Source organism: Nocardioides sp. AN3 (assembly GCF_054653495.1).
In genome coordinates, this window is the sequence record NZ_BAAIGC010000016.1 from 23644 (window position 1) to 47807 (window position 24164).

Annotated in this window: 20 protein-coding genes; 6 read left to right on the top strand and 14 right to left on the bottom strand. The window is 70.6% G+C overall.

Translation table 11 applies throughout. From position 1 onward, the window contains the following. Positions 1-49: 49 nt before the first annotated feature. Positions 50-796 carry a phosphoadenylyl-sulfate reductase gene (locus ACYQ1K_RS17340; RefSeq protein ID WP_459984374.1) on the bottom strand — a complete coding sequence of 249 codons (747 nt, stop codon included), beginning with the start codon at positions 794-796 and terminating at the stop codon, positions 50-52. After that, positions 793-2517: a nitrite/sulfite reductase gene (locus ACYQ1K_RS17345; protein WP_459984375.1), complete on the bottom strand. Its 1725-nt coding sequence runs from the start codon at positions 2515-2517 to the stop codon at positions 793-795. The genes ACYQ1K_RS17340 and ACYQ1K_RS17345 overlap by 4 nt, the downstream gene beginning before the upstream one ends. 359 nt (positions 2518-2876) lie before the next feature. On the opposite strand from ACYQ1K_RS17345, the gene ACYQ1K_RS17350 reads away from it, so the two are divergent. Next, a complete protein-coding gene (locus ACYQ1K_RS17350) occupies positions 2877-4319 on the top strand; it encodes a glycine hydroxymethyltransferase (protein ID WP_459984376.1) in 1443 nt (480 codons plus the stop codon). A gap of 50 nt (positions 4320-4369) precedes the next feature. Here ACYQ1K_RS17350 and ACYQ1K_RS17355 read toward each other — a convergent pair whose 3' ends face one another. The 3 genes from ACYQ1K_RS17355 to macS are packed head-to-tail and all read right to left on the bottom strand — an operon-like array spanning position 4370 to position 8943. Beyond that, complete coding sequence (locus ACYQ1K_RS17355; protein WP_459984377.1) at positions 4370-7102, bottom strand: aminotransferase class III-fold pyridoxal phosphate-dependent enzyme; 2733 nt, start codon at positions 7100-7102, stop codon at positions 4370-4372. Positions 7103-7135: 33 nt separating this feature from the next. Continuing rightward, positions 7136-7762 carry a response regulator gene (locus ACYQ1K_RS17360; RefSeq protein WP_459984482.1) on the bottom strand — a complete coding sequence of 209 codons (627 nt, stop codon included), beginning with the start codon at positions 7760-7762 and terminating at the stop codon, positions 7136-7138. 29 nt (positions 7763-7791) lie between these two features. Then, a complete protein-coding gene (macS, locus tag ACYQ1K_RS17365; protein WP_459984378.1) occupies positions 7792-8943 on the bottom strand; it encodes a MacS family sensor histidine kinase in 1152 nt (383 codons plus the stop codon). A 74-nt stretch (positions 8944-9017) separates the two neighbouring features. Here macS and ACYQ1K_RS17370 point away from each other — a divergent pair, with 74 nt between their 5' ends. Continuing rightward, positions 9018-9305, top strand: a complete 288-nt coding sequence (locus ACYQ1K_RS17370) for a YiaA/YiaB family inner membrane protein (protein ID WP_459984379.1) — start codon at positions 9018-9020, stop codon at positions 9303-9305. Between the two features lie 18 nt (positions 9306-9323). Here the strand turns inward: ACYQ1K_RS17370 and ACYQ1K_RS17375 are convergent, their stop codons facing one another. The 3 genes from ACYQ1K_RS17375 to ACYQ1K_RS17385 are packed head-to-tail and all read right to left on the bottom strand — an operon-like array spanning position 9324 to position 12777. Beyond that, the gene (locus tag ACYQ1K_RS17375) at positions 9324-9671 is read right to left on the bottom strand and encodes a GntR family transcriptional regulator (RefSeq protein WP_459984380.1); all 348 of its coding nucleotides are present in this window, start codon (positions 9669-9671) and stop codon (positions 9324-9326) included. A 12-nt stretch (positions 9672-9683) separates the two neighbouring features. Next, entirely contained in the window at positions 9684-11084 is a 1401-nt protein-coding gene (locus ACYQ1K_RS17380; protein WP_459984381.1) for an MFS transporter, read from the bottom strand. Between the two features lie 28 nt (positions 11085-11112). After that, on the bottom strand, positions 11113-12777 hold the full coding sequence (locus ACYQ1K_RS17385; protein WP_459984382.1) for an acyl-CoA dehydrogenase family protein: 1665 nt from the start codon (positions 12775-12777) through the stop codon (positions 11113-11115). 137 nt (positions 12778-12914) lie between these two features. Between ACYQ1K_RS17385 and ACYQ1K_RS17390 the strand changes: the two genes are divergently transcribed. Continuing rightward, complete coding sequence (locus ACYQ1K_RS17390) at positions 12915-13910, top strand: potassium channel family protein (protein WP_459984483.1); 996 nt, start codon at positions 12915-12917, stop codon at positions 13908-13910. Positions 13911-14092: 182 nt separating this feature from the next. On the opposite strand, the gene ACYQ1K_RS17395 is transcribed toward ACYQ1K_RS17390, so the two are convergent. Continuing rightward, on the bottom strand, positions 14093-14362 hold the full coding sequence (locus ACYQ1K_RS17395; RefSeq protein WP_459984383.1) for a DUF3263 domain-containing protein: 270 nt from the start codon (positions 14360-14362) through the stop codon (positions 14093-14095). A 47-nt stretch (positions 14363-14409) separates the two neighbouring features. Continuing rightward, positions 14410-15768 carry a pyridoxal phosphate-dependent decarboxylase family protein gene (locus ACYQ1K_RS17400; protein ID WP_459984384.1) on the bottom strand — a complete coding sequence of 453 codons (1359 nt, stop codon included), beginning with the start codon at positions 15766-15768 and terminating at the stop codon, positions 14410-14412. Between the two features lie 81 nt (positions 15769-15849). On the opposite strand from ACYQ1K_RS17400, the gene ACYQ1K_RS17405 reads away from it, so the two are divergent. Beyond that, entirely contained in the window at positions 15850-17613 is a 1764-nt protein-coding gene (locus ACYQ1K_RS17405) for an MFS transporter (RefSeq protein ID WP_459984385.1), read from the top strand. Here ACYQ1K_RS17405 and map read toward each other — a convergent pair. The 4 genes from map to ACYQ1K_RS17425 are packed head-to-tail and all read right to left on the bottom strand — an operon-like array spanning position 17597 to position 20713. Further along, positions 17597-18364 (bottom strand): type I methionyl aminopeptidase, encoded by a 768-nt coding sequence (map, locus tag ACYQ1K_RS17410; protein ID WP_459984386.1) that lies wholly within the window; start codon positions 18362-18364, stop codon positions 17597-17599. The genes ACYQ1K_RS17405 and map overlap by 17 nt on opposite strands. 10 nt (positions 18365-18374) lie before the next feature. After that, positions 18375-19280 (bottom strand): PfkB family carbohydrate kinase, encoded by a 906-nt coding sequence (locus ACYQ1K_RS17415; RefSeq protein ID WP_459984387.1) that lies wholly within the window; start codon positions 19278-19280, stop codon positions 18375-18377. A gap of 57 nt (positions 19281-19337) precedes the next feature. After that, positions 19338-20009 carry an MBL fold metallo-hydrolase gene (locus ACYQ1K_RS17420; RefSeq protein WP_459984388.1) on the bottom strand — a complete coding sequence of 224 codons (672 nt, stop codon included), beginning with the start codon at positions 20007-20009 and terminating at the stop codon, positions 19338-19340. Then, positions 20006-20713 carry a maleylpyruvate isomerase family mycothiol-dependent enzyme gene (locus tag ACYQ1K_RS17425; protein ID WP_459984389.1) on the bottom strand — a complete coding sequence of 236 codons (708 nt, stop codon included), beginning with the start codon at positions 20711-20713 and terminating at the stop codon, positions 20006-20008. Before ACYQ1K_RS17425 ends, ACYQ1K_RS17420 begins: the two co-directional genes overlap by 4 nt. A 120-nt stretch (positions 20714-20833) precedes the next feature. On the opposite strand from ACYQ1K_RS17425, the gene uvrA reads away from it, so the two are divergent. Next, positions 20834-23728 carry an excinuclease ABC subunit UvrA gene (uvrA, locus tag ACYQ1K_RS17430; RefSeq protein ID WP_459984390.1) on the top strand — a complete coding sequence of 965 codons (2895 nt, stop codon included), beginning with the start codon at positions 20834-20836 and terminating at the stop codon, positions 23726-23728. 1 nt (position 23729) lies between these two features. Next, complete coding sequence (locus tag ACYQ1K_RS17435; protein WP_459984391.1) at positions 23730-24164, top strand: Rieske (2Fe-2S) protein; 435 nt, start codon at positions 23730-23732, stop codon at positions 24162-24164.

Below are 24164 nucleotides of genomic sequence, written 5' to 3' on the forward strand. Positions count from 1 at the left end.
TGCCGCCTTTCGTGCTGCGGAGGGGCTCTGTGGAACCGGGGAAGGGAGGTCAGGTGTGGATGCCGCACTCGGTCTTGCCGGTGCCGGCCCAGCGCCCGCTGCGCGGGTCCTCGCCGGGGGCGACGCGGCGCGTGCACGGGGCGCAGCCGATGGACGGGTAGCCGTCGTAGGTGAGGGGGTTGACGAGCACACCGTTCTCGAGGATGTAGCGCTCGATCTCCTCATCGGACCACCGTGCGATCGGCGAGACCTTGACCTTGCCCTTCTTGGCGTCCCACCCGATGACGGGGGCGATCACGCGGTTGTGCGTCTCGGCGCGGCGCAGTCCGGTCGCCCAGGCGTCGTACTCGGCGAGTGACTCCTGCAGCGGCTGGACCTTGCGCAGCTTGCAGCACAGGTCCGGGTCGGTGCGGAAGAGGTCCTTGCCGTACGTCGCGTCCTGCTCGGCCACCGTCTGGGTCGGAGTGATGGTGATCAGGTTGACGTCCAGGGTCGCCGCCACGGCGTCGCGGGTGCCGATCGTCTCGATGAAGTGGTAGCCGGTGTCGAGGAAGACGACGTCGACGCCCGGGACGACCTTCGCTGCGAGGTGCGCGAGCACGGCGTCACCCATGGACGAGGTGACGCAGAACCGGTCGCCGAACGTCGCCGCGGCCCACTCGATGATGGTCTCCGCCGGAGCGAGCTCGAGCTCGGCGCCCCAGTGGGACACGATCTCCCGCAGCTCCTCGGGCGTCCGGCCCTCGGTGTGCGCGCCCTTGAAGCTGCGCGCCGCCACTGTCGTCGCGGTGCTCATGCGGTGACCTCCTGAAGGACCCTCTCGCCACGGAGCAGCTCCTCATCGGCACGGGCGACCCATGCGGCGAAGTGCTCCCCCTGGTGTCGGTCGGCCAGGAAGTTGGTGACGACCGCGGTGATGTAGTCGTCCAGCCCGGAGCTCGTCACCTTGTGGGCGCGGAGCTTGCGCCCGAAGTTCGCCTCCAGACCAGTCGCACCGCCGAGATGCACCTGGAATCCCTCGACCTGGTTGCCGTCGTCGTCGAGGACGAGCTGGCCCTTGAGGCCGAAGTCAGCCACCTGTGTGCGTGCGCAGGCGTTGGGGCAGCCGTTGACGTTCACGGTGATGGGCACGTCGAGGTGGGGCAGGCGCCGCTCCAGCTCGGCGATGAGGTCGGTGGCCCGCTGCTTGGTGTCCACGATGGCGAGCTTGCAGAACTCGATGCCGGTGCACGCCATCGTGTTGCGGCGCCAGTTCGACGGACGAGCCGAGAGCCCGATCGCCTCGAGGCTGTCGACGAGCGCGTCGACCTTGTCCGGCGCGACGCCCAGCACGACGATCTTCTGGTACGGCGTGAGGCGGGCGCCCGACGCGCCGAACTGCTCGATGACGTCGGCCAGCTCGACGAGCAGCGTGCCCGAGACACGACCGACGGTGGGCGCGACGCCGACGTAGAGATTGCCGTCCTTCTGCTCGTGCACGCCGATGTGGTCGCGGTGCCCCAGCGGCGAGGCCGGCGAGGGGTTGTCGACGAGAGTGCGACCGAGGTACTCGTTCTCGAGAACCTCCCGGAACTTCTCCTTGCCCCAGTCGGCGACGAGGAACTTGAGTCGCGCCTTGGACCGCAGTCGGCGGTAGCCGTAGTCGCGGAAGATGCCGGCGACGCCCTCCCATGCGTCCGGGACCTCGTCGAGCGGGATCCAGACGCCGAGCTTCTCCGTCAGGTGGGGGTTGGTCGACAGGCCGCCGCCGACCCACAGGTCGAAGCCGGGCCCGTGCTCCGGGTGGATCGTGCCGACGAACGCGACGTCGTTGACCTCGGGAGCGACGTCGTGGGACGGGTGGCCGGTGAGCGCGGTCTTGAACTTGCGCGGGAAGTTCGAGAAGCGGGGGTCGCCCAGGTAGCGACGCTTGATCTCCTCGAGCGCCCAGCTGCCGTCGATGATCTCGTCCTTGGCGACGCCGGCAACGGGCGAGCCGAGGAACGGGCGGGGGCTGTCACCGCAGGCCTCGAGGGTCGACAGGCCGGCGGACTCGAGCTTCTCCCAGATCGACGGGACGTCCTCGATCTCGATCCAGTGGAACTGGATGTTCTCGCGGTCGGTGACGTCCGCGGTGTCCCGCGCGTGGTCCCGGCCGATCTCACCGAGGGCCCGGACGGCTGCCGGCGACAGCAGCGCGCCGTCGGTGCGCACGCGCATCATGAAGTAGCGGTCGTCGAGCTCCTCCTCCTCGAGGGTCCCCGTCTTGCCGCCGTCGATGCCGGGCTTGCGCTGGGTGTAGAGGCCCATCCAGCGGAAGCGGCCACGCAGGTCGGCGGGGTCGATCGAGTCGAAGCCTCGCTTGGAGTAGATGTTGACGATGCGCGCCCGCACGTTGAGCGGGTCGTCGTCCTTCTTCGACTGCTCGTTCTTGTTCAGCGGCTCGGTGAAGCCGAGGGCCCACTGGCCCTCGCCCCGCTTCGGCCGCGGGATCTCGGTGCGCTTGGCGAACTCGGGCTTGTACCGCAGATCAGGCATGGGGAGTCAAGGTCCTTCGCTGAGGGCGCCGCAACACCGGCGGCGCGACAACCGTCAGAATGAGAAAGGTCGCGTGGTCAGCGAGGCCAACACATCATGCTGCGGGTGCGCCCGAGGTCCACGTGGCGACGAACCACGAGGTGCGCATGTGTTGCAGCAGTGACCATGTCAAGCAGTCTCAGTCTTCGGACCGGGGTCCCACAACTCGCTGTCTCGTTTACTGAGACGTCTGACCAATATGCGAGACGCGAGCCACGTCTCGCACCGTGTCCTGCGATACACATCACACTGCGAGGGCCCGTGACTCAGGCGCGACTCAGGATTGGTCGGCCCTCGACAGCCTCACTAGGCTCAGGCTCATGGCCGACCTGAACGCCCTGACGAGCAGCGCTTACACCCAGGCTCTGGAGGTCATCGCCTCCGTCGAGCCCCGCATCGCCGAGGCGACTCGGCAGGAGCTCGCCGACCAGCGGGCCTCCCTCAAGCTCATCGCGAGCGAGAACTACGCCTCGCCTGCCGTCCTGCTGACGATGGGCACCTGGTTCAGCGACAAGTACGCCGAGGGCACCGTGGGCCACCGGTTCTACGCCGGCTGCCAGAACGTCGACACCGTCGAGGCCCTGGCCGCCGAGCACGCACGTGAGCTGTTCGGTGCCGAGTACGCCTACGTCCAGCCGCACTCCGGCATCGACGCCAACCTCACCGCCTACTGGGCGATCCTCGCCCACCGTGTCGAGGGCCCGTGGCTCCAGGACGCCGGCGTCAAGAACATGAACGACCTCTCGGAGGCGGACTGGGAGCGCCTGCGCGGCGAGCTCGGCAACCAGCGCCTCCTCGGCATGAGCCTGGACGCGGGCGGCCACCTGACGCACGGCTTCCGGCCGAACATCTCCGGCAAGATGTTCCACCAGCAGCAGTACGGCACCGACCCGGAGACCGGGCTGCTGGACTACGACGCCCTGGCGGCGAAGGCCCGCGAGTTCAAGCCGCTCATCATCGTGGCCGGCTACTCCGCCTACCCGCGCCGGGTGAACTTCGCCAAGATGCGCGAGATCGCCGACGAGGTCGGCGCCACGCTCATGGTCGACATGGCGCACTTCGCCGGCCTGGTGGCCGGCAAGGTCTTCACCGGCGACGAGGACCCGGTCCCGCACGCCCACGTCGTGACCTCGACCTCTCACAAGTCGCTGCGGGGGCCCCGCGGCGGCTTCATCCTCGCCACCGAGGAGTATGCGCCGTCGGTCGACCGGGGCTGCCCGATGGTGCTCGGCGGTCCGCTCTCACACGTGATGGCAGCCAAGGCGGTGGCGTTCGCCGAGGCACGCCGGCCCGAGTTCGCGACCTATGCGCAGAGCATCGCCGACAACGCCCAAGCGCTCGCCGAGGGCTTCCTCAAGCGCGGCATCAAGCTCGTGACGGGCGGCACCGACAACCACATCGTGCTGCTCGACGTCTCGCCGCTCGGGATCACCGGCCGCCAGGCGGAGTCCGCGCTGCTCGACTCCGGCGTCGTCACCAACCGCAACTCCGTCCCGGCCGACCCGAATGGCGCGTGGTACACCTCGGGCATCCGCCTCGGGACCCCGGCGCTGACCACACGCGGACTCGGCGCCGACGAGTTCGACGAGGTCGCCGACCTGATCGTCAACGTCCTGAAGAGCACCTCGCCGGGCACCACGTCTGCGGGCGCGCCGTCCAAGGCGTCGTACGTGATCGCCGACGGCGTCGCTGAGAAGACCAAGGCCGCCGCCGCCGAGCTGATGGGCAGGTTCCCGCTCTACCCCGGCCTCGACCTCAGCTGAGGCGCTCGATCCTCGTGAAGCTCAGCGTGACCCCAGGGTCACGCTGAGCCTCACCACGTCCGGAGCACCCGGTCGAGAGCGTCGACCACGAACAGCGCGGAGTCGGCGTTGATGACCAGCGGCGGCTTGATCTTCAACACGTTCTTGAAGTCACCGGTCGGTTGCACGATGCAGCCTTCCTCGAGCAGCGCCTCGCACACGTCGTGGGCGACGCCGGTCGCGGGCGTGAACGACTCGCGATCGGTGACCAGCTCGACGCCGAGGTAGAGCCCGAGTCCGTGCACGGCGCCGATGACGTCGTGCGTCGCCGCAAGCCGGTCGAGCCCGGACCTGAGCGCGTCACCGACGGCCTTGGCGTTCTCCTGCAGGTGCTCGGCGGCCATCACGTCGAGGACCGCCAGGCCGATCGCCGAACTGACGGGGGAGCCGCCGGCGGAGGAGAAGAAGCTGCCCTCGGCCGCGAATGCCCCGGCGACCGCGCGCGTGGTGAGCACCGCACCGAGCGGCTGCCCGTTGCCCATCGCCTTCGCCACCGTGATGATGTCGGGCACCGCGCCCTGCTGCTCGAAGCCCCAGAAGTGGTGCCCGAGCCGCCCATATCCCATCTGCACCTCGTCGCTGATGCAGAGGCCGCCGAGTGCGCGCACGCGGTCGAAGACGCCGGCAAGGTAGCCATCGGGGAGGAGGACGCCGCCGCCGTTGCCGAAGATCGGCTCGAGGATCACCCCCGCGATCCGGCTGGTGTCGAGGCCGGCCAGCTGCACCTCCAGGTCGGCGAGGTAGCCAGCGGCCGCCCGCGGTCCTCGGTGGGTGCCGCGAACGGCGTTCGGCGCGTCCATGAGCTCGACCCAGTCGGGCCGCGTCTCGAGCGCACGAGGGTTGTCGCCCAGGCTCGTGGTGACGGCGTCCGCGCCGACGGTCCACCCGTGGTAGGCCTCGCGGGCGGCCAGGATGCGGGGGCGGCCGGTGGCGGTGAGCGCGAGACGCAGGGCGAGGTCGACGGCCTCGCTGCCGCTGTTGACGAGGAACACCTGGTCCAGCCCGTCGGGAGCGAGGTTCGCCAGACGCGCCGCCAGCTCGACGGCGGCCGAGTAGTGGAACCGCGAGTTGGTGTTGAGGAGCGACCACTGCCGCGTCGCCGCCGCGGTCAGCGCCGGATGCGCGTGGCCGGTGGTCGCCACGTTGTTCACGACGTCGACATAGACCTGTGCTCGGGTGTCCACCAGGTGCTCACGCCAGCCTCGCTCGATCTGCGGGGGCGCGTCGTAGTAGTGCTCCTGGACCGTGGCGACGTAGGCGTCGCGACGGGCGAGCAGGCGCTCAGGATGGGGCTCGGCGACCGCAAGATCGAGTCCGAGGAGCGGCGAGGGGTCCGGGCAGAGGCGTCGCCAGACGTTCGCGGCGTGCGGGGTGACGAAGGCCGGCGGCCGCCCGGGCAGCGTGCACGCCTGCACCATGATCACCGGCTCGACGGTGACGCCCGCCTCGTCGACACCGTCGAGGAGCACACCGTGAGGTGGCGTCGAGAGCTGCGTGCCGACCGGAAGCGCCACCTGCACCCCGAGGGCCAGGACCTTGCTGGTGTTGCGACGAGCCAGCGGCGTGGCCCGGGTGAGCCGATACTCGCCGTACCGTGTGACCGTGCCCGGCCCGAGCAGACGCGCCTCGACGCCCTCATCGAGCCACGCCCCGTCGTCGAGCAAGGGACTGGTCACCGACAGGTCGAGCGGGGCCAGCTCGGCCTCGAGCAGACGGGGCAGGGGCGGCTGCGTCAGACTCTGCCCAGAGGCTCGGATCAGCCACGTCATCTCGTCGGCGTCGAGCGCGGCGGCCCGTTGGAAGGCGCGCACCTCCTCGGCCTGACGCGCCTGCGTGTAGTCGTTGCCGCCATCCAGATCGACCTGCTCCGCGCTGCTGGCGACGAGTACGCCGGTCCGCAGGACCATGAGCGGCCAGGCGGCGCTCAGCTCGGCGTCGGTGAGCATCGCCCGGCCCGTGAACGCCTCGACCACAGCCAGGACGGCGCTCACGTCGTCGGAGGTCTTGCCGAGCACGCTGCTCGCCGTGACCGCGAGCTCGGCCACCCGCCAGCTGGTCATCACGTCGCCGAAGTCGATCACACCGACGTCCCCGTGGTCGCCCAGCACCGCGTTGTCGTCGGTGAGGTCGCCGTGGATCACCTGCTCGCGAAGCTCGGCCGCGACGATTCCGAGCCGGTCTCCCGCATCCGCGGTCGCCTCGAGCAGCTCCGCACGGACGTGCGTCGGAAGATGGCCCTCGAGCGAGGCCAGGACGTCCGCGGCGAGCCGCAGGTCCCACTGGCTGCGCCGCCGGGTGCCCGGGTGCTCGACGTGCGCGAGGGCGGCGACGACTGCGCCGGCCGTCGCGCCGAGGAGTCGGCACCGGTCGACGTCGAAGCCCGTCAGCTCGAGCAGGGAAGTGCCGTCGACGTAGGTGAGCACACGCACGAGAAGGCGCTGCCCACCGACCTCGACCGTCTCGACCGGCTCCCCGGTCAGCGACGGCACGACCGCGGGCACGCGGAGGCCCGCGGCTGCAGCGGCGTCGAGAGCCGCGTGCTGGGCCTCGAGCTCGGATCGCCGGGCGGACGCGTTCGCGACCTTGAGGACGACGGACCCACCTGCCGCCTCGACCCGGAAGTTGCGGTCCTGCTGGCTGCCGAGCTCCGTGATCGGCCCGGTCAGGCCCCACAGACGGGCGGCGATCTGCGCCGCGTCCTCGCTTGTCAGCACAGGACGGGCCAGGCCACCCAGGTCGGTCATGGGCGGATCATGCCGCACCCGGAGGCAGGCGTGTCAGTCGCCATCGAGTCCGCGCTCGATCGCATAGCGGGTCAGCTCGACGCGGTTGTGCATCTGGAGCTTGCGCAGGATGTTCTGCACGTGGTTCTGCACCGTCCGATGCGACAGGACCAGCCGATCGGCGATCTGGCGGTAGGACATCCCCTTCGCGACCATCCGGAGCACCTCGGTCTCCCGCTCGGTGAGCTGCGGCTCGGTCGGGTCCGGCTCCTCGGAGCGGCGCTGGAACTCACCCAGCACCAGGCCGGCCAGTCCCGGCGTGAAGACAGGGTCTCCCTCCGCCACCCGCTCGACCGCCGCCAGCAGCTCCTCGCGAGACGCCGACTTCACCAGATAGCCCGTCGCCCCCGCGGTCACGGCGGCCAGGACGTCGCTGTGCTCGCCCGACGCCGAGAGGACGAGCACCCGGACCGCCGGGTCCTGGCGGACCATCTCCGCCGTGACCTGAACGCCGTCCGGGGCAGGGATCTGAAGGTCCAGGACGACCACGCGAGGGCGTGCGGCAGCGAAGCGTGCGAGTGCCTCGCGCCCGGTCGCGGCCACGGCGACGACCTGGTGGCCCGCCGCGGCGAGGTCACGCTCCACGGCGTCTCGCCACATCGGGTGGTCGTCGACCACCATGATCCGCAGCGCGGTCGACTCGGTCGTGGTCACGCCGTCGTCCCGAGCTCGGAGGCGGCCCGTGGCACGACGAGCTCCCATTCGGTGCCGAAGCTGCCTGTGGCCACCTCAGCCGTGCCGCCGAGGTCGGCGATGCGTCCACGGATCGACTCCGAGACCCCGAGTCGGCCCTGCGCCTGCGCCTCGGCGAGGCGCCCCGTCGGGATGCCTGGGCCGTCGTCGCGTACCGAGAGCTCGATGCGGTCCGGAAAGGCCTGCAGGAGGACCCAGGCGGGTGCCTCCTCGCCCACGTGACGGCGCACGTTGTCGAGGCAGGCGCGCGCGGCGGCGACGATCTCCTGCGCCACGCCGGCCGGGACCAGGACCGGGAAGGCAGGCGTCGACACCGTGACCACCGGACTGCGCTCGAGGACGGCCAGCTCGGTGACGAGGTCGACGCTCTCGCCTGCCGGGTCGGCGGCCACGGTGTCCTCCGCGCGGATCAGGCGCCGCAGCTGCCGCTCCTGCTCTCCGGCGAGCTCGCCGAGCACGGCCAGGTCCCCGCCGACCTCGCGACCGCGACGCTGGACGAGAGCGAGCACCTGCAGCACGCCGTCGTGCACCGCCCGGGCCAGGCGGGCACGCTCCACGGCCATCGCGGCGGCCCGCTCGGCCGCGTCGCGCTCCGTGGCCATCTGCTGCAGGGAGCCGCACATGAACCCCACGATCGGTCCGCTGATGACGAGCAGGAACGCGTTGTTGTAGTCGGACTGCCGGATCGTCTCGCGCAGCGAGAGGTCCACGACGGCGAACAGGACACCGGCGACGAGGCCGCCGACCACCCGGTAGTGGATGGCCCACGCCAGCAACGCTCCCACGATCCAGAAGCCGGGGACCGTCGCGTGGAAGCCCGCGCCCTTGACCCAGGGCGTCACGAGCAGGAGGGCCAGGGCGATCGCGAGATCGGCGACCAGCAATGCGGCGGTTCGGCGCCGCGGCTCGGCGTACGCCCAGATCGCGAAGGCCGTCCACGCCACCATGACCAGCAGGCAGATGACGAGGGCCGCCTGATGGCGGACGTTGTCGAGGCGGTAGACGCTCAGTCCGATCGCATTGACCAGGACGACGACGCGCAGGACCGCCAGCGCGCGGAACAGCCTGCTCTCGACAGCTGTCGCCGCAGGCGAGGACCACGAGCTCACAGGCCGCAGTGTCGCACCTGTTTGAGTATCCGTACGGATGTCGCCTCGCACCCCGGCGCGCCGAGACTCGTGACATGGAGACCCCCACCGCCACCAAGAACACCACCGCCTTCTACGCGCAGTCGGCCATCGCCTTCGGCGCCGCCCTGCTCGCCATGCTGGCCGCGATCTACTACCTGCCCGCGGCCGGCTGGCCCAAGGCGTTCCTCGCGCTCGCGACGCTCTATCTCACGACGTCCGCCTTCTCACTCGCCAAGTGCGTGAGGGACGCACAGGAGAGCCAGTACGTCGTCTCCCGGCTCGACCAGGCTCGCGTCGACAAGATCCTCGCCGACCACAACCCCTGGAAGGACGCCGGCTGAGCGCGGACGCGCTCGCTGTCACCGGCCGAGCGCCCGCCGCACCAGCTTGACCGCCTCGTCCTCGCCGATGCCGAGCGCCTGCACCTTGGCGACGTACGCCGCGGCGGCGGCCCGTGCCTCGCGATCGACGCCGGCGCCCGCCACGAAGCTGCCCGCCCGTCCGCGGGTCTCGATGAGACCGGCCTGCTCGAGCTCGCGATACGAGCGGGCGACCGTGTTGGCGGCCACGCCGAGGTCGTCGGCCAGGCCGCGCACGGTCGGGAGCCGGAACCCCGCCGCCAGCGTGCCGTCCTCGATCCGAGCCTCGAGCTGTGCGCGGATCTGCTCGAACGGCGGCTCCGGCGCCTGCGGGTCCAGGGTGATCACGCCTGACATCCTTCACCCGTCGGCGAGCACCTGCCGACGGATCGTGAACCACGAGATCACGCCACCCCCGGCGAGCAGGGCCGCACAGAGGGCCATCGCCTCGTCGAAGGACCGGTCGAAGACGCCGGGGTCGGCGTACTCGCCGCCGTGGAGCCCGACGGCGATCGGGAGGGCGGCGACCGCCAGCAGCGACCCGGCGCGCGCGACGGCGTTGTTGACGCCACTGGCGATCCCGGCGTGCTCGTCAGGAGCCGCGGCGAGGACCGTAGCGGTGAGCGGTGCCACCATGAGTGCGAGACCGAGCCCGAAGACCACGATCGCCGGCAGCACGTCCCGCACGTAGCTCACCTCGGGCCCGATGCGACGCATCCCCAGGGTCCCGGCGGCCATGACGAGCGGCCCTGCGGTCATCGGGATCCTCGGTCCGATGCGCTGTCCGAGGCGGCCGCCGACCGGGGCGAGGAAGAGCATGATCAGTGTCATCGGGACGAAGGCGGCGCCTGCTGCAAGAGCCGTCCAGCCGCTGACCGTCTGCAGCTCGATGACGACGAAGAAGCTGATCGCACCGAGGGCGCCGTAGACGAGCAGCGTCATGAGATTCGACGCGCTGAAGGTGAGGTCGCGGAACAGCTCCAGGCGCAGCATCGGCTCGCGGACCCGCGCCTCCACCACGACGAAGGCGACCGCGGCGAGAATACCGCCGACGGCGGCCACCCAGGCCGCGGCGCTGCCCCACTCGATGAGGGCGTACGTCGTCCCGCCGAGCGCGACGGCCGCCAGCGACGCTCCGGGCAGATCGAACCGCGAGGACGCGTGTGGGTCCCGAGTCTCGGGTACGCAACGCCCGGCGATGATCACCGTCGCGACGGCGATCGGCAGGTTGAGCAGGAAGATCCACCGCCAGCTGGCGTAGGCCACCAGCCCACCGCCGACGAACGGCCCGATCGCCGCGGCGATGCTGCCCAGACCCGACCAGGCGCCGATGGCGGGAGCACGGTCGTCGCGGACGAACGCACCCTGGATCATCGCGAGGCTGCCCGGGGTCAGCAGTGCGCCGCCGACGCCCTGCAGGGCACGTGCGGCGATGAGCACGGCAGGATCGGGTGCGACGCCGCAGATCAGTGAGGCCGCGGCGAACCACACCACGCCCACCACGAAGACCCGGCGCCGTCCGAACCGGTCGCCGAACGAGCCGCCGAGCAGGATCAGGCTCGCAAGGGTGAGCAGGTAGGCGTTGGTCGTCCACTGCAGCTGCGGCAGGCTGGCGCCGAGGTCCTCGCCGATCGTGCGGAGCGCGACGTTGACGACCGTCCCGTCGAGCATCGCCATGCCGGAGCCGAGCACGGCGGCGGCGATGACGGCCCGGCCGGTGGGCGTGCCCAGCCGCACGCCCGAGCTCGTGCGAGGACTCACGTGGACGACGCTAGCGGCCCGGGGCCGCTCAGACGCTCGGCGTCGTGCGGGCGACGATCGAGGCCAGGTCACCGCCGGCGAGTGCGCCGTAGGTCCCGTCGTGACCAGACGCCAGGCGAGACGCACAGAAGACGTCCGCGACCTCCGTGGGCGCGTGTCTCACGAGGAGCGAGCCCTGGAGCACGGCGGCCATGCGACCGGCGAGCCGTCGGGCGGAGACCTCCATGGCGTCGGGGGAGAGCGAGCCGAGCAGGACCAGGAGGTCGTCGATCGCGGCGTCGAGGCGAGCGTCGCCTCCGCGGGCGCGGCCGACCTCGGTCAGGTAGGCGTCGAGCACCTCCGGCTCACGCGCGAGGGCCCGCAGCACGTCGAGGGCGTTGACGTTGCCGGAGCCCTCCCACACCGAGTTCAGCGGGGCCTCCCGATAGAGCAGGGGAAGACCGGACTCCTCGACGTAGCCGTTGCCGCCGAGGCACTCCAGTGCCTCGGCCACCACGCCCGGCGTGCGCTTGCAGACCCAGAACTTCGCCAGCGGCAGGCCGATCCGGCGCAGAGCCGCCTCATGCGGGTCCGCGAGTTTGTCGACGCAGGCGGCGAGGCGGATCGCCAACGCGGTCGCCGCCTCTGACTCCACGGCGAGGTCGGCGACGACGTTCTGCATGAGCGGCTTCTCGGCCAGCGGGCCACCGAAGGCGGACCGGTGGGCGACGTGCCACGACGCCTCGGCGACGGCGCGCCGCATGAGGGATGCGGAGCCGAGGACGCAGTCGAGCCGGGTCGCCGCCACCATCTCGATGATCGTGCGTACGCCCCGGCCCTCGTCGCCGAGGCGGAACGCGAGCGTCCCGTCGAGCTCGAGCTCGGAGGAGGCGTTGGAGCGGTTGCCGAGCTTGTCTTTGAGGCGGACGACGTCGAGACGGTTGCGTGTCCCGTCCGGGAGGACACGCGGGAGGACGAAGCACGTGAGCCCCCCGGGCGCCTGGGCGAGCACGAGGAAGACGTCGTTCATCGGCGCCGAGGTGAACCACTTGTGCCCGTGCAGGGTGTAGGTGCCCTCGGTGGACGTCGGGTGCGCCTGGGTGAGGTTGGCGCGGACGTCCGAGCCGCCCTGCTTCTCGGTCATCCCCATGCCGGCGAGGGCGCCGAGCTTCTCCGACGCCGGCCGCAGGCCAGGGTCGTAGCTGCGCGAGGCCAGGAGCGGCGTCCACTCCTTGGCGAGTGCCTCGTCGGCGCGCAGTGCCGGGACGGCGGCGTACGTCATCGAGAGGGGGCAGCCGTGACCCGGCTCTGTCTGGGACCAGGCGAAGAACCCGGCCGCACGTCGCACGTGGGCGTGCCGGCCCTCGTCCGTGGCGATGTCCGCCTCCCAGGGGGCAGCCGCGAGACCATGGCCGACCGCGCGCTCCATGAGCCAGTGCCAGGAGGGGTGGAAGGCGACCTCGTCGATCCGGTTGCCATAGCGGTCGTACGGCGTCAGCACCGGCTCGTGCTGGTTCGCGAGCATGCCGTGCTGGCGCGCCTCGGCCGAGCCCGCCTCGAAGCCCAGAGGGACCAGGGACTCGAGGCACTCCTGCGACCCGTGCCGGACGATGGCCTCCGCAAGCGCGTCATCACCCGTGACCACGTTGTGGCCGGCGAGGAGCGGGGCCTGGTTGAGCACGGTGCGGATGCCTTCGCGAGACGGCGCGGTCATGCCACTACGGTAGTGCCGTGCCCGACGATCCCCGCGCTGACGCGGCTCGGCGCGGCTCGGCCGACGAGGTGTCAGGGACCGGTCGCGTCGCGCTGCCCGAACACATCCGCTCCCCGTGGTGGCACCTGACCCGCCGGATGCTGTTCGCGCTGCTGATCCTCGTCGGCGTCGTGCTGATCGTCTACATCGACCATGCGTCCTACCGCGACGCCAACGACGGCGGCCTGAGTCTGATCGATGCGATCTACTACACGACGGTCACGCTCAGCACGACGGGCTACGGCGACATCGCGCCGACGTCCGACCATGCGCGGCTCATCAACGCGTTCGTCATCACCCCCGCCCGGATCGCCTTCCTCGCCCTCTTGATCGGCACCACCATCGAGGTGCTGGCCAGCCGCGGCCGGGAGCAGATGCGGGTCGCCCGCTGGAGGAAGAAGATGGCCCATCACGTCGTCGTCGTCGGCTACGGCACCAAGGGACGCAGTGCCGTCGGCACGCTGCTCAACAACGGCCTCGAGCGCGACGCCATCGTCGTCGTCGACCCGAGCAAGGCGGCGCTCGAGGACGCTCATGCCGACGGGCTCGCGGTCGTGACCGGCACCGCCACGCGCCGCGACGTGCTCAACCGCGCCGGCATCGCGACGGCCGACCAGGTCATCATCACCACCGACCGCGACGACACGAACGTGCTCACCACGCTCACGGTCCGCCAGCTCAACCCCGACGCGTGGATCGTCACCGCTGCCCGGGAGCAGGAGAACGCCCCGCTCATGAAGCAGTCGGGCGCCAACTCCGTCATCACGTCCTCCGACGCGGTCGGACGCCTGCTCGGCCTCTCGTCGCTCTCGCCGACGCTCGGGTCGGTGATGGAGGACCTGCTGACCTACGGCGAGGGGCTCGAGGTGGCTGAGCGCGACCTGCTCGTCGGGGAAGTCGGCAAGCAGCCGCAGCAGCTCCCGGACCAGGTGATCGCCGTCGTCCGCGACGAGCGCGTGTTCCGCTACTTCGACCCGGTCGTCACGCAGCTCGCGCGCGGGGACCGGCTCGTCGTGGTCCGGCCTGCGAAGGAGCTCCCCTGGGCGCCGCGGCCCGGCACGCACGACGAGGACCTGGCCACCGAGGAGGGCTGACCGGCGGCCCCGGAGATCGGCCGCGGAAATGCACTGAACCGCTGGCGTCTCGGGTCACCAGCGGCTCAGTGAAGGGGACTCTACCGGCCGGATTCCGCGCCCTCCACGAAAACCGGCGAACTCTCGCGAAGATAGTCCGGACGGGTGGTGGGACTAGTCCGAACGGGCTAGGGCGGGTGGGGTCAGCCGTTGAGGTCGCCGAGCCGGCGAGCGGACCTGGTCCGTCGCCGGGTGACGCGCTGGCGGCGCAGCCGCCGCACGAGCAGCGGGTCATGTGCGACGGCGTCGGGGTCGTCGATGATCTCGGCGAGCGCACGGTAGTAGTCGCCGGCGCTCACGCCGAACCGCTCCCGGATCGCCTCGTCCTTCGCGCCGGCATGCGACCACCACGAGCGCTCGAACTCGAGGACGTCGGCCTGACGCCTGGCGAGGTCGCGGGCACTGTCGCTCATGCAGCCAGTGTCTCAACGTCGCGTCCGGGGCGAGGCTGCGGGGTTGCTCAGCGCATCGACTCGAGGATCCCTGCCAAGTCGTCCACGCTGGTGAGCGGGTTCACGACCGCGAAGCGGGTGCAGACCTTGCCGTGGTGGCGGGTCGGCGTCACGAAGGCGTGACCCTCGTCGAGGAGCCTCCTGCTCCACGTCGCATAGTCCGCGTCGCCCCAGCCGACGCGCTCGAAGATCAGCACCGACAGGTCGGGCTCGACCAGGAGCCGGACGTGGTCGGCCGCCTCGATGAGCGCCCGGCCCGACCGAGTGACGAACAGCGTCCGCTCCACGGCGTCGGCGTACGCCTGCGTGCCGTGAACGGCGAGGGAGAACCAGAAGGGCAGTCCGCGGGCGCGCCGGGTGAGCTGGATGGCGAAGTCGCTCGGGTTCCACTCGCCCTCCACGGTCACCGGGTCCAGGTAGCCGGCCTTCTGGGTGTGGGCGGCACGGGCCAACACCGGGTCGCGGTAGAGCAGGGCACAGCAGTCGAACGGCGCGAAGAGCCACTTGTGGGGGTCGACGATGAACGAGTCCGCCCGCTCGATGCCGTCGTAGAGGCGACGCACCGAGTGCGCCGCGAGCCCGGCGCCGCCGTACGCGCCGTCGACGTGGAACCACCAGCCCTGCTCCGCGGCCACGTCCGCGATGCCGGCCAGGTCGTCGACGACCCCGAGGTTGGTGCTGCCCGCGGTCGCGACGACGGCGAAGATCGAGTCGCGCTGGACGTCCGACGCGGTCGCCAGCCAGTCGCGGATCGCCCCGGAGGTCAGCCGGCCCCGCTCGTCGCCCGGGATGAGCACGACGTCGACGTCCATCACCGACTCCAGTGCGTGCTTGACCGAGGAGTGCGTCTCGTCGGTGAGCACGACGGCCCACCGCTGCGGCCGGGATCCGCGCCGGTGCTGCACCGCGGCGCGAGCCGCCACCAGGGCGGACAGGTTCCCGATCGTGCCGCCCTGCACGAACACGCCGCCCGCCTCTGCGGGGAGGCCGGCGAGGTCGGCGATCCACCGCAGCGCCTGGTTCTCGGCGAAGACCGCGCCGGAGCCCTCGAGCCAGCTGCCGGCGTACACGCTGGACGCGCCCACGAGCATGTCGAACGCGGCCGCCGCCTTGCTCGGTGCTCCCGGGATGAACGAGAGGTAGCGCGGATGGTCGATCGAGAGGCAGGCCGGCGCCAGGACGTGCTCCCACAGTCGCAGCGCCTCGTCCTGGCCGATGCCCGCGTCCGTCACGGTCTGTCCGGCGCGCTCCATCAGCTGCTCGGGGGTGAGCGTCTCGTCGAGGGGCGCCTGCATGGCGAGCCGGTCGAGGCAGAGGTCGGCGAGGGCGCGCGCCATCCGGTCGATGGCCTCCGTGTAGACGTGCATGCGGGCAGCCTAGGGACCCGGCGCCGTTCGAGGGGCGATCCCACCGTCCATTGCTTAGCAATGCTAACTATCGTGGTCGTCGTGCCCGCCCCCTCGCCTCGTCAGCGTGTCGCCGCGGACCATCCGCACTACAAGTGGGTGGCGCTGTCCAACACGACGCTCGGCATCCTGATCTCGACGATCAACAGCTCCATCGTCATCATCTCGCTGCCGGCGATCTTCAAGGGCATCCGGCTCGATCCCCTCGAGGCGGGCAACGTCAGCTACCTGCTGTGGATGATCATGGGCTTCCTGGTCGTGTCCGCGGTCCTGGTGGTCGTGCTCGGCCGGCTCGGCGACATGTTCGGCCGGGTCAGGATCTACAACCTCGGCTTCGTCGTCTTCTCCCTCGCCTCGATCTTCCTGTCGCTGGACCCGCTGCACGGGGGATCCGGAGCGATGTGGCTGATCGTCGGACGGATCATCCAGGGTGTCGGAGGGTCCATGCTCTTCGCCAACTCCGCGGCGATCCTCACCGACGCCTTCCCGGCACGCGAGCGGGGGATGGCGCTCGGGATCAACAACGTTGCGGCGGTGGCAGGCTCCTTCATCGGCCTCATCGTCGGTGGAGTGCTGTCCGAGGTCGACTGGCGCCTCGTCTTCTGGGTCTCGGTGCCGATCGGCGTCCTCGGCACGATCTGGTCCTACCGCTCGCTCCACGAGACCGGCGTACGCCGTCAGGGGAGCCTCGACATCCCCGGCAACCTCACCTTCGCCACGGGCCTGACGGCCATCCTGGTCGCGATCACCTACGGCATCCAGCCGTACGGCGACCACACGATGGGCTGGACCAACCCGTGGATCCTGGCGGGTCTCATCGGCGGGGTGGCGGTCCTGGGCCTCTTCTGCTGGATCGAGACGCGCGTGGCCGATCCGATGTTCGCGATGAGCCTGTTCCGGATCCGGCCCTTCTGGGCGGGCAACCTCGCCGGCCTGTTCTCGTCGGTGGCGCGCGGCGGCATGCAGTTCATGCTGATCATCTGGCTGCAGGGGATCTGGCTGCCGCTGCACGGCTACTCATTCGAGTCGACGCCCCTGTGGGCCGGCGTCTACCTCCTGCCGCTGACCGTGGGCTTCCTGGTCGCCGGACCCCTCTCCGGGGTCTTGTCCGACCGCTTCGGCGCTCGCCTCTTCGCCACGGGCGGGATGCTGCTGGTCGCGCTGACGTTCGTGGGCTTCCTCGTGGTCCCGGTCGACTTCCCGTACTGGACCTTCGGGGCTCTCCTGCTGGTCAACGGCCTCGCGTCGGGGCTGTTCGCAGCGCCCAACGTCGCGGCGATCATGAACTCGGTCCCCGCCGACCAGCGCGGCGCCGCCTCCGGCATGCGGGGCACCTTCTTCAACTCGGGCGCGTCCTTGTCGATCGGCGTGTTCTTCTCACTGATGATCGCGGGGCTGGCCGCACAACTGCCGACCACGCTGACCGGGGGACTGCAGCAGCACGGCGTGTCGGCCCGGGCCGCGGAGGCCGCCGGCGGAATGCCGCCCGTCGCGTCGCTGTTCGCCTCGTTCCTCGGGTTCAACCCGATCCAGACCATCCTCGACCAGCTCTCCGTCGCCGGGGTGCCGCTCGGCACGCCCGACCTGGCGACGCTCACCGGCAAGCGGTTCTTCCCCGAGCTGATGTCGGAGCCGTTCCACCGGGGCCTCGTCGTGGTCTTCGGGACCGCAGCCCTCATGTGCGTGCTCGGCGCCGCTGCCTCCTGGATCGCGGGCGGCAAGTACGTCCACGAGGACGAGTCTGTCGCCGCGGACGAGGTGGCGGCCGCCGCCGAACCGGAGGAACGACCTAGCCGCGGGCGGTGAGCACCAGGGGACCGTCCGCCGTGACGGCGACGGTGTGCTCCATGTGGGCTCCGCGCGAGCCGTCGGCGCTGCGCAGCGTCCAGCCGTCGGCGTCGGTGTAGATCTCGTCGGTGGTGTGCAGGAACCACGGCTCGATGGCGATGACCAGCCCGGGCTGCAGCTTGAAGCCGCGTCCTTCACGGCCGTCGTTGGGGATGTGCGGGTCGCCGTGCATGGTCCGGCCGACGCCGTGGCCGCCGAACTGCGTGTTGATCCTCAGCCCCTCAGCGTGGGCGACCCCCGCGATGGCCGAGGAGATGTCGCCGATCCGGTTGCCGGGACGAGCCGCCGCGATGCCGGCCTCCAGCGCACGCGTCGTCGTCTCGATGAGGTCGAGGTCCTCTTGCCGAGGAGTGCCGACGGCGACGCTCAGCGCCGAGTCCGCGACCCAGCCGTCCACGCTCGCCGCGAAGTCGACGCTGAGGAGGTCGCCGTCCTGCAGCGCGTAGTCGTAGGGAAGTCCGTGCAGCACCGCGTCGTTGACGCTCGTGCAGAGCACCTTGCCGAAGGGCATCGCGCCGAAGCTCGGGTGGTAGTCGATGTAGCACGACTCGGCGCCCCGGTCCTTGATCATCTGGTGAGCGAGCTCGTCGAGCTCGAGCAGGTTCACACCCACAGCCGCCCTCTCCTGCAGGGCGGTCAGGACGTCGGCGACGAAGCGGCCGGCCGGCCGCATCTGCTCGATCTGCGTGGGGGTGCGGAGCTCGATCACACGCCTGACCCTACGGCAGTTCACCTCGGCGCGGCGGATCGGCACCGGGCCGTGTGACGGTGATCGCCGCGGCGGCCGTCGCGTGCTCGAGGACCCTGCGCCAGCCCTCCTCGCCGAGCCCTCGGAGGGCGTCGCGGGCCTCACCACCCAGCACGCCGAGCTCCCACAGCTCGTCGATGACGGCGGCGCAGAACGAGTCACCTGCCCCGATCGTGTCGGCCACCCTCACCGGGGGCGCCTCGACGTCGACGCTGCCTTGTCTGGTGACCGCCGTGGCTCCCTGACCGCCTCGGGTGACGACGACCGCTGCCGGGCCGTGCGCGAGGAGCAGCTCCGCCGCGTCCCGCGTGTCGAGCTCGGGGAAGAGGTCCGCCAGGTCCTCGTCCGATGCCTTCACCACGTCGGCCCGCCCGACGACGGCGAGAGCCGCCGTGCGTATGCCGTCCAGAGGTCCCATCGCGCCGGCTCGGATGTTGAGGTCGTAGGTCACCGTCGCGTCGCTGCGGAGCGCGTCGAGCAGCAGGAGCACGCTCGCGGCGCCGGGGGACAGCACCGCGCCGAGGGAGCCGGTGTGCACGACGAGCGGCTCACGGTCTGGCCGCCACGGCCGGACGCTCCAGGCCAGGTCGAAGTCGTAGTCGGCAGCGCCGTGCGGGCCGAGGCGCGCGTCCGCCTTCGACGTGCGCCCCGACTGCGGCTCCTGGCGCACGACCTCGAGACCCTCCCGGCGCAGATGGGCGTCGATGAGGGCACCGAGCCGGTCGTCGGCGTACTCGGTCAGCAGTGTCGTCGCGCGCCCCAGTCTGCTCAGCGCGACCGCGACGTTGGCCGGGCTGCCGCCCGGGTGCTCGGTGACCACGCCGCCAGCGTGGACGATGTCGACGAGTGCCTCGCCGATGATCAGCGCCCTCTCCATGCGCCGAAGCGTAGTGAGCCGGTCCGCGGAGGCGCTTGACGGCCACGGAGCCGGCGGTCACCAGCCGCGTTCGCGCCACTCCGCCAGGTGCGGTCGCTCCGCGCCGAGGGTGGAGTCGTTGCCGTGCCCCGGATAGAACCACGTCTCGTCGGGCAGCCGCTGGAAGATGCGCTCCTCGACGTCGTTGATCAGCTGCTCGAACGCGCCCGCGTCGCCGCGCGTGTTGCCCACCCCGCCGGGGAAGAGCGAGTCGCCCGTGAACAGGTGCGGCGGGCCGGCCGGGTCGTCGTAGAGCAGGCAGATCGAGCCCGGTGTGTGGCCGCGCACCGCGATCACCTCGAGCTCGGAGTCGCCGACGCTGACGCGGTCGCCCTGACCGACCGTCCGGGTGATCGCCACCCCGGTCTGCTCGGTGATCGCGGCGGCGTCCGGCTCGCCCGCGATCGTCTGGGCGCCGGTGGCGGCGACGACGTCGGCGAGTGCACGGTGGTGGTCCCAGTGCTGGTGGGTGGTCACGACGGCGTCGAGGCCGGCCGCGCCGATCCACGGGAGCAGCCGCTCGGACTCGGCAGCCGCATCGATCAGCACCTGCGCCCCGGTGTGCCGACACCGCAGCAAATAGCAGTTGTTCGACATCTTCGGGTCGACCGCCACCTTGTGGATCGTCAGGTGGAGCAGGTCGCGTCCGTCGTACAGGCCGCCAGGGCGGACCACGCCTGTGTATGTCACATCGCCTCGATTCCCGGCAGCACGCCGTCGTCACTGGTGGGTCCGTCCGACCCCGGATATGGCGCCCGCCCAGTGGCCCACCAGGCGAGCTCGTGCCCGAGCCCCGTGACCGTCGGCCCGGGTGTGCCGAAGTCCCACGAGCCATCCAGGTCCGTCGCCACGACGCGGAAGCCGGTCCCGGCGTGGTGCTTGGACTCATGGTCGAGCAGCATGCGCGTGAACGCCTCGGGCCAGTCGGCCGGGCAGTAGTCCTGGTGCAGGTCCGCGTGGTGGATCTCGACCTCGCGCAGACGCATGGAGGCGACAGCCCCGAGCGGGAAGCGGCGCACGGAGCCGGGCGTGCGCTCGATCATGGTGCCGCCGAGCTCGTCGGGCAGGGTCGTGAGCGCGGCGTCGAACCTCGTCACCGACGCCATCAGCCGGTCGCGCAGCTCAGCGGGGTCCGCGTCGGCGAGCCGTCCGATGTCCTCGTCGCGCGCCTCCAACGACGCATACATCGTCACCGGGCGACGCTCCACCGAGCCGACGATGACACCGGCGAGAGCCTCGGCGTTGAGCGCCACATGCGCGACGACGTGCGCGACTTGCCATCCGGGGAGCAGACTGGGCCGTGCCCACGCCTCGGGCGCCAGGGAATCAACGGTGCGCACCAGACGCTGGGAGGCAGTGCGGACCAGGTCCGCAGTCGGAGTGGGGTGGCTCACGGAGAGCATCGTGCCACTTCGCGGAGACCGGGACTGTCGGACCCGCCTGGTAGCATCACGAACACTTGTTCGACTCGGGGTCTGCGGGTCGACCAGATCGAGGAAGAGGCAACAGCAACAGTGGCCGACCAGCTGATCATCCGGGGCGCCCGGGAGCACAACCTCAAGGACGTCTCCCTCGACCTCCCACGGGATGCGCTGATCGTCTTCACCGGCCTGTCAGGCTCGGGCAAGTCGAGCCTCGCCTTCGACACGATCTTCGCCGAGGGTCAGCGTCGCTACGTCGAGTCGCTGTCGGCCTATGCGCGTCAGTTCCTCGGCCAGATGGACAAGCCCGACGTCGACTTCATCGAGGGTCTCAGCCCGGCCGTCTCCATCGACCAGAAGTCGACGTCCAAGAACCCGCGGTCGACCGTCGGCACGATCACCGAGGTCTACGACTACCTCCGCCTGCTCTACGCGCGTGCCGGTCGGCCGCACTGCCCGACCTGCGGTGCGCCCATCGAGCGGCAGACGCCCCAGCAGATCGTCGACAGGATCCTGGCGCTCGAGGAGGGCAAGCGCTTCCAGGTGCTCGCGCCGGTCATCCGGGGCCGCAAGGGGGAGTACGTCGATCTGTTCTCCCAGCTGCAGAGCCAGGGCTACTCGCGCGCACGCGTCGACGGCGAGACGCACACCCTGGACACCCCGCCCAAGCTCGACAAGCAGAAGAAGCACACGATCGAGGTGGTCATCGACCGTCTCCAGGTCAAGACGTCCTCGAAGCGGCGCCTCACCGACTCCGTCGAGACGGCGCTGGAGCTGGCCGGTGGTCTCGTCCTCATCGACTTCGTGGACGACGGCACTGAACTGAAGTTCTCCGAGAAGATGTCGTGCCCCAACGACCACGTCATCGACACCGACGACCTCGAGCCGCGGTCGTTCTCGTTCAACTCGCCGTTCGGCGCCTGTCCTGCCTGTCACGGTCTGGGCACGCGGATGGAGGTCGACCCCGAGCTCGTCATCCCCAACCCTCAGGCGACCCTGGGGGAGGGCGCGATCCAGCCCTGGAGCCATGCGCACATCTCCGACTACTTCCTGCGGCTGCTCGGAGCTCTCGGCAAGGAGGTCGGCTTCGACCTCAACACGCCGTGGGAGGACCTGCCGGCCAAGGCGCAGAGGACCATCCTCGACGGGCACGTGCGCAAGGTCCACGTGGTCACGACGAACCGCTACGGGCGGCAGCGGGCCTACGACGCGGAGTTCGAAGGCGTCCGGTCCTACGTCGAGCGCCGCCATCGCGAGGCGGAGTCCGACACCAGCAGGGAGCGCTTCGAGGGCTTCATGCGGGAGGTCCCGTGCCCGACCTGTGGCGGCAGCCGGCTCAAGCCCGTGTCGATGGCCGTCACGCTCGGCCCGAAGGAGCATGGCGGCAAGAACATCGCCGAGGTCTGTGCCCTCCCGATCGACGCCGCCTCGGACTACCTGCGCTCGGTCGAGCTCAGTGGCCGTGAGCGGCAGATCGCCGCACGCGTGCTCAAGGAGATCCAGGAGCGCCTCCAGTTCCTCCTCGACGTCGGGCTGGACTACCTCTCCCTCGACCGCCCCTCCGGCTCCCTCTCGGGTGGCGAGGCCCAGCGCATTCGGCTGGCCACCCAGATCGGCGCGGGCCTCGTGGGCGTGCTCTACGTCCTCGACGAGCCGTCGATCGGCCTGCACCAGCGGGACAACGCCAAGCTGATCGAGACCCTCGTCAGGCTCAAGGAGCTCGGCAACACCCTCATCGTCGTCGAGCACGACGAGGACACGATCCGCGTCGCCGACTGGGTGGTCGACATCGGCCCCGGCGCCGGCGAGCACGGCGGCCACGTGGTGCACAGCGGCACGGTGAAGGAGCTCTATGAGAACGCCTCGTCCCTGACCGGCCAGTTCCTCGCGGGGAAGCGCGAGATCCCGGTGCCCGCCGTGCGTCGTCCGACGACCAAGGGACGCGAGCTCACCGTGCGCGGCGCGAAGGAGAACAACCTGAAGGGCATCGACGTCGCGTTCCCGCTGGGCGTCTTCCTCGCGGTGACCGGTGTGTCGGGGTCCGGCAAGTCGACGCTGGTCAACGACATCCTCTACACCTCGCTGGCCAAGCAGATCTACGGCGCCCGCACCATCCCGGGCCGGCACCGGACGATCACCGGGCTCGAGCACGTCGACAAGGTCATCCACGTCGACCAGAGCCCGATCGGCCGGACGCCGCGGTCCAACCCGGCGACCTACACGGGCGTGTTCGACCACATCCGCAAGCTGTTCGCCTCGACGCCCGAGGCGAAGATGCGCGGCTACCAGCAGGGTCGCTTCTCGTTCAACGTCAAGGGCGGCCGCTGCGAAGCCTGCGCCGGTGACGGCACGATCAAGATCGAGATGAACTTCCTGCCCGACGTCTACGTCCCGTGCGAGGTGTGCCACGGGCAGCGCTACAACCGCGAGACGCTCGAGGTCCACTACAAGGGCAAGAACATCGGCGAGGTGCTCGACATGCCGATCGAGGAGGCCGTCGACTTCTTCGCGGCGGTCCCCGCGATCGCCCGCCACCTCAACACCCTCCTCGAGGTGGGACTGGGCTATGTCCGGCTGGGCCAGCCGGCGACGACGCTGTCCGGCGGCGAGGCGCAGCGCGTCAAGCTCGCCAGTGAGCTGCAGAAGCGCTCGACCGGCCGCACGGTGTATGTGCTGGACGAGCCGACCACCGGTCTGCACTTCGAGGACATCCGCAAGCTCCTCGGCGTGCTCTCCAGCCTGGTCGACAAGGGCAACACCGTCCTCGTCATCGAGCACAACCTCGACGTGATCAAGACGGCCGACTGGATCATCGACATGGGTCCGGAGGGTGGCAACAAGGGGGGCACGGTGGTCGTCGAGGGCACGCCGGAGGATGTGGCCGCTCACCCCGGCTCGCACACGGGGCAGTTCCTCCGCCCGCTGCTCAACGGACGAGCGGGGTCTGCGCCCAAGGCGACTCGCCGTCGGGCGCGGAAGGCGAGCTGACATGGCCGACAAGCTGACCCGCCGCTCCGCGCTGACGGGCGCTGCCGGGCTGACCGTCACCCTTCCCGTGCTCGCCGCCTGCGGTGGCGGGGCGGGCAGCGCAGGCACAGGATCCGGCTCGGGGTCGTCGCCCAGTGGGCCGGCCGCCGGCACCGCCGTCGGTCCGACCTCCGACGTGCCCGTCGGCGGCGGCAAGATCTACGGCGACCTGAACATCGTCGTCACGCAGCCGGAGGCCGGCACCTTCAAGGGTTTCAGCGCCACGTGCACCCATCAGGGCTGCCAGCTCGCCGAGGTGCGGGACAAGGCGATCGACTGCAACTGCCACTTCAGCAGGTTCTCGATCACCGACGGCTCCGTCGAGGGCGGTCCGGCTCGCCAGCCACTGCCGAAGGTCGAGATCAGCGTCGCCAACGGCGAGATCACGGTCGCGTAG

Coding starts and splice junctions, on each gene's coding strand:
- ACYQ1K_RS17340 (WP_459984374.1), bottom strand. CDS start 796: ATGAGCACCGCGACGACAGTGGCGGCGCGCAGCTTCAAGGGCGCGCAC.
- ACYQ1K_RS17345 (WP_459984375.1), bottom strand. CDS start 2,517: ATGCCTGATCTGCGGTACAAGCCCGAGTTCGCCAAGCGCACCGAGATC.
- ACYQ1K_RS17350 (WP_459984376.1), top strand. CDS start 2,877: ATGGCCGACCTGAACGCCCTGACGAGCAGCGCTTACACCCAGGCTCTG.
- ACYQ1K_RS17355 (WP_459984377.1), bottom strand. CDS start 7,102: ATGACCGACCTGGGTGGCCTGGCCCGTCCTGTGCTGACAAGCGAGGAC.
- ACYQ1K_RS17360 (WP_459984482.1), bottom strand. CDS start 7,762: ATGGTGGTCGACGACCACCCGATGTGGCGAGACGCCGTGGAGCGTGAC.
- ACYQ1K_RS17370 (WP_459984379.1), top strand. CDS start 9,018: ATGGAGACCCCCACCGCCACCAAGAACACCACCGCCTTCTACGCGCAG.
- ACYQ1K_RS17385 (WP_459984382.1), bottom strand. CDS start 12,777: ATGACCGCGCCGTCTCGCGAAGGCATCCGCACCGTGCTCAACCAGGCC.
- ACYQ1K_RS17390 (WP_459984483.1), top strand. CDS start 12,915: ATGCTGTTCGCGCTGCTGATCCTCGTCGGCGTCGTGCTGATCGTCTAC.
- ACYQ1K_RS17395 (WP_459984383.1), bottom strand. CDS start 14,362: ATGAGCGACAGTGCCCGCGACCTCGCCAGGCGTCAGGCCGACGTCCTC.
- ACYQ1K_RS17400 (WP_459984384.1), bottom strand. CDS start 15,768: ATGCACGTCTACACGGAGGCCATCGACCGGATGGCGCGCGCCCTCGCC.
- ACYQ1K_RS17415 (WP_459984387.1), bottom strand. CDS start 19,280: ATGGAGAGGGCGCTGATCATCGGCGAGGCACTCGTCGACATCGTCCAC.
- ACYQ1K_RS17435 (WP_459984391.1), top strand. CDS start 23,730: ATGGCCGACAAGCTGACCCGCCGCTCCGCGCTGACGGGCGCTGCCGGG.